Source organism: Primorskyibacter marinus (genome assembly GCF_003313245.1).
In the GTDB taxonomy this organism is placed as follows: domain Bacteria; phylum Pseudomonadota; class Alphaproteobacteria; order Rhodobacterales; family Rhodobacteraceae; genus Primorskyibacter; species Primorskyibacter marinus.
In genome coordinates this window covers 23,657-40,266 of sequence record NZ_QJSD01000015.1, presented here as the reverse complement: position 1 = coordinate 40,266, position 16,610 = coordinate 23,657, and the positions used below count along the sequence as shown (strand labels likewise).

Annotated in this window: 17 protein-coding genes and 1 pseudogene; 9 read left to right on the top strand and 9 right to left on the bottom strand. The window is 56.8% G+C overall.

What is annotated here, in order from left to right; all coding sequences use genetic code 11:
• Nucleotides 1-34: 34 nt before the first annotated feature.
• Both DMZ65_RS19915 and DMZ65_RS19910 read right to left on the bottom strand, forming a co-directional pair.
• Nucleotides 35-379 (bottom strand): hypothetical protein, encoded by a 345-nt coding sequence (locus DMZ65_RS19915; RefSeq protein WP_232825027.1) that lies wholly within the window; start codon nucleotides 377-379, stop codon nucleotides 35-37.
• Nucleotides 283-510, bottom strand: coding sequence for an MBL fold metallo-hydrolase (locus DMZ65_RS19910; RefSeq protein ID WP_232825026.1), 228 nt, complete (start codon nucleotides 508-510; stop codon nucleotides 283-285). The genes DMZ65_RS19915 and DMZ65_RS19910 overlap by 97 nt, the downstream gene beginning before the upstream one ends.
• Nucleotides 511-512: 2 nt before the next feature.
• Here DMZ65_RS19910 and DMZ65_RS20095 point away from each other — a divergent pair, with 2 nt between their 5' ends.
• Nucleotides 513-668: an FCD domain-containing protein gene (locus tag DMZ65_RS20095; RefSeq protein WP_332871581.1), complete on the top strand. Its 156-nt coding sequence runs from the start codon at nucleotides 513-515 to the stop codon at nucleotides 666-668.
• Nucleotides 669-1,036: 368 nt separating this feature from the next.
• Here DMZ65_RS20095 and DMZ65_RS15400 read toward each other — a convergent pair.
• The 5 genes and pseudogenes from DMZ65_RS15400 to DMZ65_RS15380 all read right to left on the bottom strand — a co-directional run bounded on the left by DMZ65_RS15400 (nucleotide 1,037) and on the right by DMZ65_RS15380 (nucleotide 6,246).
• Nucleotides 1,037-2,065: pseudogene (locus tag DMZ65_RS15400) on the bottom strand (IS30 family transposase).
• A 317-nt stretch (nucleotides 2,066-2,382) separates the two neighbouring features.
• Nucleotides 2,383-3,405 (bottom strand): alpha/beta fold hydrolase, encoded by a 1,023-nt coding sequence (locus tag DMZ65_RS15395; protein ID WP_116599763.1) that lies wholly within the window; start codon nucleotides 3,403-3,405, stop codon nucleotides 2,383-2,385.
• An 8-nt stretch (nucleotides 3,406-3,413) separates the two neighbouring features.
• Entirely contained in the window at nucleotides 3,414-4,250 is an 837-nt protein-coding gene (locus DMZ65_RS15390) for an amidohydrolase family protein (protein WP_157960642.1), read from the bottom strand.
• Nucleotides 4,251-4,269: 19 nt separating this feature from the next.
• On the bottom strand, nucleotides 4,270-5,082 hold the full coding sequence (locus tag DMZ65_RS15385; RefSeq protein ID WP_198662709.1) for an SDR family NAD(P)-dependent oxidoreductase: 813 nt from the start codon (nucleotides 5,080-5,082) through the stop codon (nucleotides 4,270-4,272).
• Nucleotides 5,083-5,085: 3 nt separating this feature from the next.
• A complete protein-coding gene (locus DMZ65_RS15380) occupies nucleotides 5,086-6,246 on the bottom strand; it encodes an FAD-dependent monooxygenase (RefSeq protein WP_116599761.1) in 1,161 nt (386 codons plus the stop codon).
• On the opposite strand from DMZ65_RS15380, the gene DMZ65_RS19735 reads away from it, so the two are divergent.
• From DMZ65_RS19735 to DMZ65_RS15345, 8 genes are all read left to right on the top strand, one after another.
• On the top strand, nucleotides 6,233-6,463 hold the full coding sequence (locus DMZ65_RS19735; protein WP_198662712.1) for a hypothetical protein: 231 nt from the start codon (nucleotides 6,233-6,235) through the stop codon (nucleotides 6,461-6,463). The two genes, DMZ65_RS15380 and DMZ65_RS19735, sit on opposite strands and share 14 nt — an antisense overlap.
• A gap of 132 nt (nucleotides 6,464-6,595) precedes the next feature.
• Nucleotides 6,596-7,597, top strand: a complete 1,002-nt coding sequence (gene dctP, locus DMZ65_RS15375; RefSeq protein ID WP_116599760.1) for a TRAP transporter substrate-binding protein DctP — start codon at nucleotides 6,596-6,598, stop codon at nucleotides 7,595-7,597.
• 94 nt (nucleotides 7,598-7,691) lie between these two features.
• Nucleotides 7,692-8,183, top strand: coding sequence for a TRAP transporter small permease (locus DMZ65_RS15370; RefSeq protein WP_116599759.1), 492 nt, complete (start codon nucleotides 7,692-7,694; stop codon nucleotides 8,181-8,183).
• A 4-nt stretch (nucleotides 8,184-8,187) separates the two neighbouring features.
• A complete protein-coding gene (locus tag DMZ65_RS15365; protein WP_116599758.1) occupies nucleotides 8,188-9,501 on the top strand; it encodes a TRAP transporter large permease in 1,314 nt (437 codons plus the stop codon).
• Between the two features lie 51 nt (nucleotides 9,502-9,552).
• The gene (locus DMZ65_RS15360; RefSeq protein WP_116599757.1) at nucleotides 9,553-10,596 is read left to right on the top strand and encodes a 2,5-dihydroxypyridine 5,6-dioxygenase NicX family protein; all 1,044 of its coding nucleotides are present in this window, start codon (nucleotides 9,553-9,555) and stop codon (nucleotides 10,594-10,596) included.
• A gap of 23 nt (nucleotides 10,597-10,619) precedes the next feature.
• Nucleotides 10,620-11,987 carry an amidase gene (locus DMZ65_RS15355; RefSeq protein ID WP_116599756.1) on the top strand — a complete coding sequence of 456 codons (1,368 nt, stop codon included), beginning with the start codon at nucleotides 10,620-10,622 and terminating at the stop codon, nucleotides 11,985-11,987.
• A 23-nt stretch (nucleotides 11,988-12,010) separates the two neighbouring features.
• Nucleotides 12,011-12,751 (top strand): maleate cis-trans isomerase family protein, encoded by a 741-nt coding sequence (locus DMZ65_RS15350; RefSeq protein ID WP_116599755.1) that lies wholly within the window; start codon nucleotides 12,011-12,013, stop codon nucleotides 12,749-12,751.
• Between the two features lie 153 nt (nucleotides 12,752-12,904).
• Nucleotides 12,905-13,933 (top strand): YeiH family protein, encoded by a 1,029-nt coding sequence (locus DMZ65_RS15345; protein WP_232825021.1) that lies wholly within the window; start codon nucleotides 12,905-12,907, stop codon nucleotides 13,931-13,933.
• A gap of 58 nt (nucleotides 13,934-13,991) precedes the next feature.
• Here the strand turns inward: DMZ65_RS15345 and DMZ65_RS15340 are convergent, their stop codons facing one another.
• Both DMZ65_RS15340 and DMZ65_RS15335 read right to left on the bottom strand, forming a co-directional pair.
• Nucleotides 13,992-15,959, bottom strand: a complete 1,968-nt coding sequence (locus DMZ65_RS15340) for a sigma-54-dependent Fis family transcriptional regulator (RefSeq protein ID WP_232825020.1) — start codon at nucleotides 15,957-15,959, stop codon at nucleotides 13,992-13,994.
• Between the two features lie 100 nt (nucleotides 15,960-16,059).
• Entirely contained in the window at nucleotides 16,060-16,551 is a 492-nt protein-coding gene (locus DMZ65_RS15335; RefSeq protein WP_084353642.1) for a hypothetical protein, read from the bottom strand.
• Nucleotides 16,552-16,610: the final 59 nt, after the last annotated feature.

Here is a 16,610-nt window from a genome sequence, read left to right as displayed (position 1 = left end):
CCCATCACCACTTCTGGGAACTGTCGCGCTTTCCCTACCGCTGGCTCGCCCCCGATGCGCCGCCCGCGCGTTTCGGCGACAAGGCCACAATCCGCCGGGTTTCCTTCCGGCGGATTACCTCGCGGCTTTCAAAGGCCTGCCGCTCTCGGCCAGCATCCACGTTCAGGCCAATTGCGGCACCGCCGATCCGGAGGACGAAACCCGCTGGTTGCGAGAGCTTTCGGGCACTACTAGCTGGCCCAGTGCCATCGTGGAACACCACCTTGCCGGAATAGAGCCGCTTCACCGCTTCGCAGACATGCCCCGCCGTGAACGGCGCGCGCAACATGTCGTGGCACATGCAGGGTCCGGTGGCGTATTGCCTCTCTGCTGCCTGCATGTGCAGCACCGCATTAGGAACAGGTGCAGACCGCCCGCGTGATCGTAGTGCAGATGGGTGACGATAGCCTGCGTCACCGCCTCGGCCTCCAGCCCCAGAGGCTTTAGAGCCTCGCTGCGGAACGGCGGCAGAGATCGGTTACAAGGAGCCGGAGCTTGCCGATCTGGCTGCGGCCATTGCGGACATGGATGGTGCGATCGTAGACGAGGACCTGGCAGCCCGGGCCGAGGCGGACGAACGGTTCCACGCCGAATTGATGCGTCTGGGGGCAATTCGCGTGTCGCCATGATCGCAGCGATGATGAGCGACCAGGCGCGCCGCGCAAAGGTTTCGACACTCTTTCTCCGCCCTCTACCGGTCCGGTCCAACGAGGATCACCGCGAGGTCCATGCTGCGATCCTCGCGGGTGACGCAGCCCGGGCGCGACGTCTCCACGGCAAGCATCGCCGCGAAGCGCGGGACGTCCTGGCCGGTATTCTTGAACGGATGCGACTGCGGACCCTTTAGCCCTGCATGCCCGGATTATGTTAACTAGGTCGGCCGTACTGACCTTATTTGCCTATCGTTTTTAAGTGAGAGTTTCGTCCGTTTTCATACTTGGATGCTTGCAATTTCCGACCTAGGTGCAAAGTGTGAGCGATACTTGAACCGCGACTCCTATTCCTTTTGAGGGTAGGGGGACTGCCCCATCTCTTCCATCATCTTTTCCGGGAACACTTCGGCCGGTGTCTTCCATCCGAGGCATTTTCTGGGTGTTGCGTTGAGGCGGTCGCAGATCATTTTCAATTCATGATCTGAGACCGCCGTGATGTCGCGCTTGCGGGGCAGCCATCTTCGAGCGCGCCGGTTGGTGTTTTCGACCGTGCCTTTCTGCCACGGGCTCGAGGGATCGCAGAACCATGTCTGGGTTCCGATCTCGGCCTGAAGATGGGGCCAACTGACGAACTCCGTGCCCCGGTCGAAGGTGATTGAGCGGCGTGCGATGTAGGGCAGGTCGCGCACAGCCTTCATGATTTTACCCATCACTGGCTTGGTGCGTTTGTTCGGGTTCTTCAACAAAACAGTGAAGCGGCTCACGCGCTCCACGAGAGAGGTCACATTTGACTGGCCAAAGCGTTGTTTGAACAAGACAAGATCAGCTTCCCAGTGTTCGAACTGGCGGCGGTGTGCGACATCGTCCGGGCGGAACAGGATGCTGACATCACGGGCGAACTTGGGCTTTTGGCGCTTTCTGGCCCGACGTGGACGACGCGCCTTTCGATGCTCAGGCAGATACCACCACAGCTCCTGATCCATGCCTTCCTTGGAATAGATATAGCGATAAATCGTCTCCTGACAGACACGCAGCGCAGCACCTTCGTAGATCATGCGATTGCCGATCTGCTCGGGCGTCCAGCCTTGTTTGATGCGTGCGATGACCGTCTGGCACAGCTCAGGGTGCCGGATCAGTTTACGCTGCACTGAACGGCGCTTGTTTGTCTGCAACTGAGCCGCATGACCGAAGTAACCTGCGTACTTCTTCGGGAACGCGTCATCCGCTCAGAAATTCCGTTTGATCTCACGAAAGATCGTCGATTTGTGGCGCTTGAGAACACGCGCCATCTCTCTGACAGGCACCTTTGCGTGCCACCAGGTCTCGATCTTGCGGCGTTCTCGCAGTGATAGTTGCGTGTAAACCATTCCCATGCCATGATCTCCTATTAGATAACTCATTGTTTTCTAATAGGAGGCGCACTTCAGGGTAGCGCGCTCCTACTTCGGAAATTTGTGCCGATAATCACTCTTATGTTGATTGTAGGCATCATATACGACTACCGATCTCGCCCCATTTGTTCTGAAAAACCGCAGCGTTGATCGAAAGAGGCCCTGCGAGAGCAGCGCCTACATCAGGGGGCTATCCGTGTCGCCGTCACTCAGCACTGGGCTGGGAAACCCTCGTCGCATTCGAAAGAAAAGTGGTTTAAACGAGCACTTGGGGCGGCACGAAAACGGGACAGTCCAGATCATAGCGGCACCTGCCGGTAGTCGTTCAGTAGCTCGCGCACAGCCACGCCTAAAAAATCATTATCCTTTGGATTGCGCCCCGACCCCGCCCAGTGCCCCCAATCCGACGGGATTGGACGGCATTCGGCGTTTGGCATTTGCGAAACTTCGAATTCTGCGTCTTCCTTTGGAAAATACGCATCCGTCGCGCCGGGCATCACCACGGTTCGGGCCGTTATGCTGGCCAAGGCTGCTTCGAAGCTCGCGTGATCAGGATGGGTGCCAATATCTGCCGTCAGCCAGGTACGGATCTGCGATAGCATGTTATTGGCATCAAACCCGGCGAAGGTTTTTTCCCAATAATCAACAAGAAAGGCCGAGAGGCTTTCAAATCCCAGCTGTTCCCAAGCCCGGATCCGGTAGAATCCATGCGTCGGTGCCCAAGCCGACCAAGCCCGGCCGATTGCCTTCAGCCCCATGGTAGGCGGGCTGGTATAATAGCCCCCGCGAAACGCCGGATCGCAGGCGAGGATTGCCAACATTCCTTCCAGAAAAGCCTTGTTGTGATCCGAAACACGCGCGGCCCCACAGTAAGGCAGGGCGGCCGCCACGAAATCCGGGTAGGACGCCGCCCATTCGAAGGTTTGCAGCGCTCCCATGGAGTGTCCCAGCACAAGCGCCACATGCTTGATGCCTAGATGATCCGCCAAAGCCCGTTGCAGGCGCACATTGTCCCGGATCGTTATCAAGGGAAAGTTTGGCCCGCTGAACGGAGCTGGTGTGTTGTCGGGCGAGGAGCTTAATCCGTTGCCGGAGAGATTGGTCAGCACGATGAAGTGGCGCGCCGGGTCCAGCGGGGCCCCTGCGCCGATTAGAAACTTGCACTGCTCATGTGTGGCCCCGAAATGGCTGCAATAGATCACGGCATTACGGCCATCCGGGGCCAGTGTGCCCATCGTTTCGTAGGCCAACACTGCCTCGGGCAGGACGGTGCCGCATTCCAGCGCGAAATCGGCCACACAAAATGTTTGATGGGGGTTCATCGGAACCTCTAATCGCGGGTTAGCAGTGCTTTGGCGTTGTCGTGAAACACCTTTTGCAACACGTCTGGCGCGTATCCGAGATTCTTGAACTGCTCTACTTCTTCCTTCAGGCTGTCGCACTGCCCACCGGGATAGGCGGTGGCAAAAAGCACTTTGTCGGGGATCAGTGTATTGGCGGCCTGCACGATCATCTCGGCCCCCGGCATCGTGTGATAGCCGGCGTTTTCAAACCACACATTGTCATGGCGCATAGCGATCGCGATCATCTGTTGGGTCCAGGGCCAGCCGCCATGGGAACAGACAATGTCCAGATCCGGAAGATCTGTGGCCAGCGCGTCCACGGTCATCGGATCACCATGTTCCATTCGCAGCGGCTTTATCGGCAGAGGTCCGATGGTAAGGATCACCGGCACGTTCAACTCGATGCACTTCTCATAAAGCGGATAGAGACGCCGATCATTCGGTGCCATGAAGGCGAAACACGGGTCAAGCGAGACGCCCGAAAGCCCCAGTTCGCGAATGGCGCGATCGATTTCTTCGACCGCGGCCCGCCCCTTGAGCGGATCGGTCCCGGCAAAACCGATAATGCGATCTGGATACTTACCCACGATTTCAGCGAGGTAGTCGTTAGAGACCTTCTCGCCCCAGTTGGTTTCAGCATCCCGGGCAGGTATGACAGCCTGGGTCACGCCGGCAGCATCCAGTGTCGCGATGAAATCCTCGATCGAGCCGAGCGGTTTGGGTTTGAAACCCATGCGCTCGAACTCATCGATCATCGCGGGATTGGTCTGGACATATTCAAATTCCCTGGTGGTCGGCCGTGCCCTGAAATCGATGATATTCATGGAAAATCCTTTTTCTACGTCACGCGACTTGAAAACCGCCATCGACCACAAGTGTCTGGCCGGTGATGTAATTGGCGGCAGGGCTGGCGAGGAAGAAGATCGCAGCGGCGACTTCCAACGGTTCAGCCAGGCGACCGAAGCGGTAGCGCTGCTTCTCAGTGTTCGGTCCGACAAAAACGGTCGAACCCTTGCGCAATTCCTCGACGCCTTCGGTTTCGGTGCCCCCGGGGAGAACCGCATTGACGTTGATACTATCCGGCGCAAGGTCGAAAGCCGCTGATTTAGTCAACATGTTGACGCCACCCTTGGATGCGCAATAGGCGGCATTGCCGATAACACCCGGATGCATCGAACTGGTGGATGAGACATTTACGATTCGCCCGCCCTCTGGGTTGTCCTGCATCAGGCGCGCGGCTTCGCGCATGCACAGAAAGGTGCCGCGCAGGTTGACGCGCTGGACCGTGTCCCATTCCTCGGCGGTCACTTCGGTGAAGGGCGTCTTGGGCATGATCCCGGCATTGTTTACCAGGATGTTCACCGTGCCGAAGCGTCCGGCTGTGTCTTCGAAAAGGTGCCGGATCGATTCCTCGTCGCCAACATCGCAGGCCATGGCAACGGCGCTGTGACCTTCGGCCACGAGCGCATCAGCCACCACGCGCCCTGCCTCGGCGCGGCGATTGACGATCACCACATTCGCGCCGGCTTCGGCCAGAAGCCGCGCCGTGGCCTTACCGATTCCGGCGCTGCCGCCAGTGACCACAGCCGTCTGACCACTCAGGTCGGTCATGCCGCGCAGCGTATCGCCGTTGAAGTCAGATTTTTTTTTGGCCATGGCTCAGGCCACCGCTTTTTTAAGAGGACCGTCCCAGGCGTCGTAACCGAAGATCCAGTCCGGATCAGCGAAGTCGCGCAGCCAGATGTCATGGTTCCGCGCCGTGTATTGCACCTTTGCCGTGCGCGCGATGCGATTGGCCTCGTAAACGCGGAACGCGTGATCGACATCGTCCGGAAAGGCACCAATGCACCGGGCCAGCATCGCGCCGTCCTCGACCGCCATAGCCGCTCCCTGGCCCAGATAGGGAGGCATGGGATGAACCGCGTCACCCAGCATTGCGATTGGACCATGTGTCCATTTCTCCAGCGGCTCGCATATGAACTGAGACCACATCGACGACCGTTCCGGCGGCATGGCTTTGACGACCTGAACAAGATCGGGATGGGCACCGTCGAAGGCCTGCAATATTCCCTCGATATCGGCGGGGGCTGAAGACCCTTCGAAATCCCAGGTTTCGCGTGGGGTGCTTGTATAGACGAAGAACTCTTTCCGGTCGGGGGTGAAGAAATAGTGGTTCACCATCCGGTGTTCGCCTTTCTCTCCCCACCACTTGGTATAAAGACCCGTTTCTTGGTCGCCCTGCTTACCCAGAAGCTCGGTCGGGAAGATCGACCGGTGCGCGACCTGTTTCATGAAGATCGGCTTTGGTGCCCCTGCGAGGATCGTCCGCAGCTTGGAGTTCACCCCGTCGGCACCGATAACGATGTCGTGCGTAGCGGTCGATCCGTCCTCGAAGGTCAGCAGTGGCTTGCCGCCCTTCAATTCGTAGCCCACGAGTTTCTTGTTGAACACGACAGTCTCAGGATCAACGGCACCGGTGACAGCGGCATGAAAGTCGCCCCGATGCGCTTGCAGGTAATGCGCGCCAAACCGGTTTTCGCCGTCGACCTCATAATCCAACAGGGTTTCCCCCGTGTCCCACTTGCGGCTGACCCAGTTTGTCATGGCGACACTGGTTTTCAGGAATTGTTGTTCCAGTCCCAATATCCGAAGTACCTTGACTAGGTTGGGGCCCAAGTGGATGGCTGCGCCAACACGGCCGAATGCTGGGGCTTGCTCGTACAGTGTGGTGTCGAATCCCTGTCGTTGCAGTAGAGCGGCTGCGGTTGAACCGCCAAGGCCGGCCCCTACGACCGCGATTTTCAAATTGGCTTTTGACATTTTTCAACCTCTTCTTTGTGTTTTGCGCCTGAAAAAGCCGCATACCGGTGCGCAGAGCCCGGCAATTGGAGCGCGTGTGCCGCTATCTTTGGGCGAACGCATGTGGCGAGAAGAAGCAGGCGAAAAAGCTCAAACTCAAGAAAATTATCGCACTGATATAAAAATGTTATCAGTAGGAAGATTTTCTGGACTGTTTCGAAGAGGGCTCGTTAGATAGGTCAGTACCAGCGCCCAAAAATGCAAATCAGGGTGCAAAATAATACTTATAAAACATAGGGATATAAGGGTGAAAAGCACCGCGTGCATCTAAGATAAGGTGCGGCCCTCATCCAACACGGAGAAAGTCCAGATGACGATCAAGACCACTTTTCGAACGCTTTTTACGGTCAGTGCGCTGGCGATGACGGCCTTCGCCGCCGGTGGAACCCCGGCAACGGCGGAAACGACGCTGCGCCTTATCACGGGCTGGCCGACCACGTCATTCTTTCATGTTCCGCTTCAGAATTTCGTGGAAGAGGTGAACAAGCGCGGTGAAGGGTTGGTCCAGATCCGTATAGTCGGCGGCCCCGAGGTTACGCCCCTTTCTGAACAGATTGGATCGCTCGATCTGGGCGTGAATGACATGTGGTATGGCACGATCTCGGCGTTCCAGCAGCGTGTTCCCGAGGCTCGCGCGCTGGTCCTAAGTGATTACACGGCGGCGGAGCTTCGTGAGCGCGGATCTTTTGACTTGTTGCGCCCGTTCTTTGACAACATTGGCCTGCATTATCTGGGCTATTTCGGCTCGGGCTACACGTTTTATGTCTATCTTAACAAGGAACCCGCCCAGACAGCGGATGGCGATATTGATCTGACCGGCATGCGGGTTCGGGCACCTTTTCTGTGGCATCCGGTCATGAAGCATGTGAATGCGACGCCGATAAATGTCGAGGTCGCCGAGCTGTACGAGGCTCTGTCGCGGGGTCGGGTGGACGGGTTCGGCTGGCTGGATATCGGGCTGACGGATTTTTCCTGGCAGGATCATACCAATTTCCGGATCACGCCCAACTTTTGGCAGGGCGATGTGTCGGTGCTGGTTGGCAAGGAGGCTTGGACCAAGCTGGAGCCAGAGGCGCAAGAGCTACTGACCGAAATCGCGATAGAATACGAGCTGATCGCGCACGACTACATGATAGGCTTGCAGGAGACCGAGACCGCGGCGCTGCATGACGCCGGTATGCAGGATATCGAATTGCAGGGCGAGGCGGCCGAAGCCTATCTCGCGTCAGCGACCGAGGCACTGTGGGATCTGGTGGAAGAATCTTCGGGTGCGAAGAACCGCAATAATCTCGAAGCTGCATTCACGCGTTAACGCGCTTCCATCGAGTGACGGCCCGCCAGACTGATCCGTCGGGCCTCACCCGTCCCTTTGAAACTCCCCTACTCTCTTACGAAAGATAGTGAGCATGATCCGGCTTTTTGATGGCTTGTTGAATGCCATGGCGATTATCGCAGGAATTCTGCTCGCCCTGGTGCCCCTTTTGATCTTCTACGACGCTGCCCTGCGTGTCCTGCGGATAGGGGCATCGGTCTGGGTGAACGACTACAGTGCAATTTTCCTCGTCTATGCGACCTTTCTTGCTACTCCTTGGCTGCAACGCGAGCGTGGACACATTTATGTGGAGGTTATCGCCGATCAGCTGCGCGGCGTCCCTCGTCGCAGGCTGGCACAGTGTGTGGCACTGATCTGCGCGATTGTGTGCCTCTATCTCAGCTACAGATCCGCAACCGTCGTACATGCCAATATCGGATATTACGACGTTTCCGCGATCGAGACTCCGCGCTGGGTTCGCTTCGCGCCACTTCCCATAGGGTTCTTTCTGCTCGCTCTCCAGTTTCTTCGGGATGCGTTCGGTGCCGGGGCACTATCCAACGATACCGTGGCTCTAGGAGGCTAAAATCATGGAATGGTATTCTGCCGCCCTTCTGATGTGTGGATTGATCCTGTTCCTTATGGCGCTTGGTTTCCCCGTCGCCATAGGCTTTCTGATCACCAATATTGTGGGCGTTTACTTGTTCATGGGTGGCGAGCGCGGCGTCTCGCAGCTGGTCGCCAACGGCGCGACCTCCGTCAACAGCTTTTTGCTGGTGCCAATTCCGCTGTTCATCATGATGGGGGAACTGTTCTTTCGATCCGGTCTGTCGAAACGCGCTTTTGACGCGCTCGACAAACTGTTCGGAAACTTCAAGGGGCGGCTGTCCTACATCACCATCGCGGGCGGGACGGTCACGGCAGCGATGTCCGGTTCCAGTCTGGCCAGCACCGCGATGCTGGGATCGATCATGGTGCCCGAGGGCGAACGGCGCGGCTACAAAAGTGCGTTCATCGTCGGACCGTTGCTGGGGGCCGGGGGGCTTGCCATCCTGATCCCGCCGTCGATCCTCATGGTGCTACTGGGTAGCCTGGCGCGGATCGATGTCGGATCGCTTCTGCTTGCGGGGGTGATCCCCGGACTTCTTCTGGCGACGTTCTATGCCGCCACGATCTTCATCATGACAAAACTCGATCCCCAAGGTGCACCGGACTACACTACTGAGAAAATCTCGATTGGGCGAAAGTTCCGCATCTTCACAACGGATGTTCTGCCGCTGTCGCTGGTGATCGTGGCCGTGGTCGGCACCATCATCGCCGGTATTGCGACCCCTTCTGAATCCGCGGCGTTCGGTGTGCTTGCTGTCCTGGTGCTGATGGTGTTCTACCGTTGTTTCGCAATCGACGTGTTGGTTTGCTCTGTAAAGGAATCTCTGCGCTTTTCGGTGATGATCTTCTTTGTAATCGTCGGTGCCTCCACTTTTTCGCAGGTATTCGCCTATTCCGGTGCCACCCATGGGCTTGTGAATTGGGCAACAGGCTTCGATTTCGGCATCTACACGATGATTGCGGTCATTTTCATTGTCTTGCTGGTTGCAGGCATGTTCCTCGACGCAATCTCCACCATGATGCTCACGATCCCTATTCTTTTGCCCATCGTGCAGAACCTGGGGTTCAACGAAGTGTCCTTCGGCGTGATCATGATGATTTCACTGGAGATCGGCGCAGTGACGCCGCCGCTGGGGCTGGCGCTTTACGTCATGCATTCGATCACGGGTGGATCGCTGCGCCTTTCGCAAATCTTCATGGCCGGGCTGCCCTTCTTGATCTGTTCCATCCTGCTGGTGGTGCTGATCGTCGCTTTTCCGCAACTGGCGCTTTTCCTGCCTGAATTGGCACGATGACCAAAGCGTCCATACTTCCCTCCACCAATTTTCAACCGAAAGGAGCCTACCATGCTTCATACTGATGTCGGACCCAAACTCGCCCGTGCAGCGATGGTATTCGTGCGTGACATGATGTGCGTGAAGAAGGACGAAAGCGTTCTGATCACCATCAATACAGGCGCTGACCTGACAGCGGTGAATGCCATTCAGGACGCGGCCTATATGATCGGGGCGAAGGTCTCGACACTGATCCTGGCACCGCGCTTGCCGTTTCAGGGCGGACTGGCCGATGCCTACGTGTCTGACACGGTTGAGGCCGCGGTTACCACTTGCGATGCCTGGATCGACCTGTGCATGCCGTACATGGCGGGATGCCATGCTCATGACGAGGCGATGAAAAACGGGCGTACACGCTATGTGCTGGCCGCCGATATCGGCGCGGATGAAATCGTGCGTATCTTCGGCGGTGCCGATCTGGACACCCTGTTTGAATTTGGGGACATTTTCTCCGGGCTGATCGAAAAGTCCGTGGGCAAGACCGGGCGCGTGACGACGGCGGCTGGCACGGACTTGACCTTTACGCTGGCACCGACCAACGGGTTTGCCCTGTCCAAGGCCAACAAGCCGGGCGGCTACTTTGTACCCGGTACGGTAGTGTTCCTTCCCGAGATAGAGACCGTACAGGGGCAGTTCGTTACCAGCGACGTGCTCCATGAATACTATGTTACAGGATTCGAGCCTATGACGCTGATCCTTGATGGCGATGTCAAAGAAGTGGTTGGCGGCGGCCCCGAAAACAAGGTGATGATGCGGGCTCTGGAACGGGCTGGCGACGGCAATCTGGGCCATGTGGTTCACTTCACTTGTGGATTTCACCCCACAGCGCGCTACACCGGCCAGTGTTTCATCGAGGATCAGCGGGTGATTGGCTACAACGCGATCGGGCTTGGCGTACCGTTCTGGGAACCCGGCGGCGGCGAAAACCACCCCGACACTGTGATTGGGATGCAATCGCTCTGGATCGATGGCGAACAAATTCTGGACGAGGGTGTCTTCGTCGGCAATGCGCAGATGCTTGAAGCCTTCAAGAAGCTAACTCCGATCTACGGCTGATCTTCCTCAAAAGGACGTATCTCATGATATCCGAAACATATAATCCGCAGGCTACGCGCCTGCGGGGCTTCTACATGCATGTCGAGCGCTTTCTGGACAGAAGCGATACGCCGCGCGCCTATCTCGACCGGTGTCTTGATGAAATCGATCGGCGCGAGGGCGATGTGCGCGCCTTTGTGACGCTGAATATCGATGGGGCGCGGGCGGCGGCTGATGCGTCGACGGCGCGCTACGCCGCCGGGGCCCCGCTTTCGGAAATCGACGGAATGCCGCTTGGTATCAAGGACTTGTTCGAAACCGAGGATATGCCGACCAAATGTGGCAGCCCAATCTTCAAGGATAACCACACCGGGCGCGATAGCGCTTTGATCGCGGGCCTGCGAGCGGCGGGGGCGATCATTCTTGGCAAGACAGTTACCACTGAATTCGCATTCTATAATCCTGGCCCAACGCGGAACCCGTTCGATCTCGGCCGCACTCCGGGCGGTTCATCAAGTGGATCAGGCGCGGCTGTTGGTGCGGGGTTTGTGCCTGTGGCCATCGGCAGCCAAGTCGTAGGTTCGCTAATCCGACCATCCAGCTACAACGCAAATTACGGCTTCAAGCCTTCTTTTGGCGCAATCAACCGTGAAGGTGCCTATTCCAATCTCAGTCAGACTGCGCTTGGCACACATGCGGCGACGCTGACCGATGCTTGGGTCGCCGCACGCGTTGCAGCGAAATTCTGTGGCGGCGATCCGGGATATGTGGGCCTGACCGGTGACGTCGCCTTACCGGAACCTACGCGTCCGGGGCACCTTGCCCGGTTCAATAGCGCGGGGTGGGACAAGACATCGCCAGACATCCAAGCGAAATTCAATGCCTTTATCCAGATTCTGTCCTCCGCCGGCATTCCGATTTCCGGGTGCCAGAACTGCCCTCGGCTGGAAGGTTTCGAGCAGCTGATGACGCCTGCGCTGGACGTGACGAATGACATCTGCGGCTATGAATCTCTATGGCCTCTCAAGTATTACCACAGACGCGATCCCGACTCGTTAAGTCAGAACATATCGGGGCGGCTATCGGATTGGGAAAAGATTTCCGCCGATCAGTACGCGGTACTTCTGGATAAACGACAGGCAATGCGCGCAGCGCATGAGGCGCTCAGCGACGAGTTTACGGGCCTCATTACGCTGTCTGCCCCCGGCCCGGCACCCCAGGGCCACGATTGGACCGGCGATCCCATTTATGCGGTGACCTCCTCTGTCCTCGGGGCTCCGGCCATAAGCCTGCCGGTGCTGGAGGCGGACGGCATGCCGCTTGGAATTCAGCTTATCGGTTACCCACGGAAGGACAGAGAGCTGTTCGCATATGCACGATGGATACTCGACGTATTGGGCCTCAAACCCTGAAGATATGACACTGGAGAATAACAATGACCACTTACCGCATCGGCCAAATCGTGCCCAGCTCAAACACCACGATGGAGACCGAGATCCCCGCAATGCTGCGCGCGCGTGAAGCGATCCTGCCGGACCGTTTTACCTTTCATTCCAGCCGGATGCGCATGAAAAAAGTGACGAAAGAAGAGCTTGCGGCCATGGATGCCGACAGTGACCGCTGTGCGCTTGAGCTTTCGGATGCCAGGGTTGATGTGCTGGGATATGCCTGCCTGGTGGCGATCATGTCGATGGGCAAAGGATACCACCTGACATCGCAGGACAGGCTCCACCGGGTGGCCTTGGACAACGGCGCGCCCGCCCCCGTTATTACCAGCGCTGGGGCGCTCGTCGATGGGCTGCATGAGATGGGTGCCAAAAAAATTGCGCTTATCTGTCCGTATATGAAGCCGTTGGCACAATTGGTGATCGACTACATCGAAGATCAGGGTATCGAGGTTGAGGATTCCATCGCGCTGGAAATACCCGATAATATTGAGGTCGGCCGTCGCGATCCGGCTGCGCCTGCAGAGATCGCGGCAGGTCTGAAGACCGCAAACGTTGATGTGATCGTGGCGTCTGCATGCGTTCAGATGCCATCGCTCGCATCGCTGCCGCTAATAGAAGCGAAATACGGGTTGCCCAGTGTCTCGGCAGCGGCCTGTACGACGCATTTCATGCTGAAATCGCTTGGGCTAGATCCAACGGCTCCGAATGCGGGCGCGATTCTTTCCTGATATCACAACTGGCCGGATGCAAAGCCGATCAGAACATTGCGTGAATAATCCAGTCAACAACGGTCGGCGCCGGGATCGGCGCGACCGGTCTTAACAGGCCGCTGCAACTGCCCGAATGCCGTGGACGGTACGCCCTCGAACTATGGATCCAATATGACCAACCAACAGCCCTCGCTGCGCGATTCCAACAGAATGTTCGGCTGGACAGCTGTTTTGCCAACCGCGGAAATATGGAAAGGCATTGCTGTCGCCCTTTTGATCGCCGCAGCATCGACGTTCCTGTCAGAGCATTACGGTGTTCCGAAAATGCTGTTCGCCCTGCTTATTGGTTTGTCGTTGGGTTTTTTGTCGGACGTTCCCGCACTCGAACCCGGTTTGTCCTTCTCGGCGAGGACCGTGCTGCGTATCGGGGTCGGCCTCTTGGGGGCGCAGTTGGGGCTCAGTCAGGTGCAGGCGCTGGGAATCGCGTCAGTGGGCGGCATAGTCGCGCTAGTTATGACAACCATCCTGTGTGGAGTGGCGCTTTCATATCTGTTCGGTCGTAAAGCGGTCTTTGGCATTCTGTCCGGCGGCTCGGTAGCAATTTGCGGCGCGTCTGCCGCGCTGGCGCTTTCTTCCGTTCTACCGAGGCATCCAAGTCGGGATAAGGATACCGTTCTGGTGGTCATCACTGTCACCGTCCTGTCAACCATGGCCATGGTGCTATATCCGGTCCTGTTTCAGGCTCTCGGCTACAGCGATGTCCAGACTGGGTTTCTCCTTGGAGCAACGATTCATGACGTCGCGCAGGTTGTGGGTGCGGGCTACTCCATAAACGACGAAGTCGGCATCGCCGCCACCGTGGTCAAGATGCTGCGCGTTGCCATGTTGCCCCTGATCCTGATCGCAGTTCATTTTTGGTTCCGTAACAGCCAGACCGGTAAGTTGGCCTTTCCATGGTTTCTTCTCGCCTTTGTGTTTCTGGCAATCGTGAGATCGGTTTTTGATATACCCGAATCTGCGGTTCAGTTTCTGTCGGCGATGTCACAATGGATGATGGTGGCGGCAATTTCCGCAATTGGCGTGCGATCGAACCTGAGGGCAGTCTTGAATGTTCAACCTTATCTTTTCTTCATTCTCATTTCCGAAACCTTGTTCCTTCTTGTTGGCGCAACCGTGTTCAGTAGCTATTTTATTGATTGAAGGTTAATCGCGCCGAGTTTGATGATCCAACGCCGGATGCTCTCGTAATATATCCAGCTCAGTTCTTTCGAATGTGATACCGCTTCATCTTGCGGTATAGGGTCGGCCGGGAAATTCCCAAGACATGCGCAACCTTGGTCAGGTTGCCATTCTCGGAAATGATCGTCCGCCGAATGGCGCTGGCCTCAATGCTCTCCAGATCTCCGGAATGGCCGCGAAGGATGTGTTCCAATGCGTCCTCGTCATCGTTCTCGAAATCGTCGAGGATCTCCGGAGGAAGGTCGCGCTCTGTCACGACGTTGTCGGTCTTAATCAGATAGAAACGGTGCATGACATTTCGCAACTCCCGGACGTTGCCGGGCCATTGATACCCGGCCAGCAACTCAAGCACCTTGTCGGTAAAGACCATCGGAGGCTGTCCAGTCTGTTCGGAAAAATGCTCTGAAAAGTGGTGGACAAGCTCCAGAATATCATTGCCACGTTCACGAAGGGGAGGCACTTCGATGGTCATCAGGCTTATACGGTAGAACAGATCGCGCCGAAAATTTCCCTTCTCGATTTCAGTGCGCAAGTTACGGTTGGTCATCGCAACCAATCGGACGTCGACCGGCCGCCTTTGACTGTCCCCGACCCGGTAGATCGCGCGTTGTTCCAAGGCCCGGAGCAGATAGGGCTGAAGCTCGATTGGCATATCGCCAACTTCGTCAAGACAAAGAACGCCTTTGTCGGCGAGTTCGAATTTACCGGCGCGACCGCCGCGCGCGGCACCGGTAAAGGCACCATCAACATAACCAAACAACTCGGCGCCGATCAGATCGCTTGAAATTGCAGCACAGTTGACTGGCACATAGGGGGCAGCCGCCCCCGGAAGTTGACTGTGGATCAGACGGGCAAACAGTTCCTTCCCGACCCCGGTTTCACCATGGATCAGAACCGACACATTGGCCATCGCAGCACGTTCCGCAAGGCTGATCGCATCGACCATCTTGGGCGAAGAACCGACGATCTGGGTCTGACCTTCTGAAACGTTGATGCGCGGCTTGATCTTGTAGGCCTCGTTCGGACCTTTCTGGAGCTTCGCCCCATCTTTCAAGAAGACAGCCACCCCCCGAAAAACACCTTCGAGGTTCAGTCTCTCGATGCCCTGCGTTTCAATACTCAGAGGCAGGAAATTCGGAATTTCCTGATCTGACAATCCTTCTAGTTTCGGCAAGAGCTTGTGGCCGACTGACAGTTCTTTGGTGCGCCGTAGCACATCGGTTTCCAGTCCCCGGCGGAACAGAACCCGTCCGGTCTGATCCACCAGAATGACGCTGTCATGGGCGCGGCTGTGGTTCGACATGATAAAGGCTTCGAGCAACTGCGTACGTTCAACCTGCCTCTGTTCAGCCAGCGCGATCTCGATTTCGCGCGCGGTCGCCAGCACCAAGGCCACGTTATGCTGCCTAAAAATCTGCGGTGGCCCCGAAAGATCCACCACCCCGATAACCGCTTGCGTGAATGGATCGTAGATCGGGGCGCCCGCACAGGTCCACGATTGCACGCCTGCCACAAAGTGTTCGGACGCATGAACATAGGTCGGTTTACCCGTCTTCAGCACCGTGCCAATGCCGTTTGTTCCGATTATGTTCTCATTCCAGTCACCGCCAATTTCCAGGTGAATGCCCTGCCCCTCATCCAGCACCTCTTCGTCGCCAATTGCATCAATGATCACACCCTGATCATCTGCAAGAATCAGAATGGTTCTGGCTTCCGTCAGATGCGGTTCAAGCCGTTTGAACGCGGCCGAGGCCGCCTGTCGCAACGCGGCGTTCCGTTCGCGACGCAGGTAAAGTTGGTTCTCGTCCAGGATCTTGTGCGAGGCCGAGCCGTCGGCAGCGACACCCAGCTGTCTGCTGCGCTTCCAGGAATCAAGAATTTCATCACGAACCGCGGTGGGCCGTTCGTCACCTTCCTCGCTTGAAGAAACGAAACGTTCCCAAGCCTCTCGTGTGTAGGAATCCGAATAGCTGGAGTTTTTAGACAATGTTTGACCCTCTTGCTTTTCGACATAGGCTGCCAGTCCTGTACCTTGGCCGAGGAAAATTATCCTTCTGATTCACTTCATTGAAAGTGAAGAGAGGTGCCTAGACAGCACCCTCCGGAACAAGCACAGCCTCCAGAGCCGCCGCAAGATCGTCCGTCGTGAACTCGGCAGAGAGTTCTCGATGATCGAGATGGCCAATCAAAGCAAGAATTTCGTCGCTGACGGGCGTAAAAAAACCGTTTTCCTTTGTGGCCAGAACGAATGTTTTTGTCAGGTAATTGCCGCGAACTTCACCCAGCATCTCAAGCTGGCGCGCCGTAGATTTGTCCACCAGAACCACGCGATTGTTCACGCTGATTTTGACATAGGGCACTGGCGCGTCCACACTCGGCCTTGCTTTGAGATCATGTATGATCAGGCCATCGGGCTTTGGGGGCTCTTTTCGTCGCGCCTGCTCGGCCTGATTTCTTGAATAGCCGCCATTGGTAAGTTGGTCCGCCAGTTTACGGATCGTACCCGCGTTTTCAGACATGATGCGTTTGGCCTTCACGTCTTCTAAACGCGGACCATCCCGCTTTGAAAAAATGTCCACTTGGATCTCCTCCCGATGCAGAACCTACCAATAAAGACCCTCGATTTCTATTATTAATA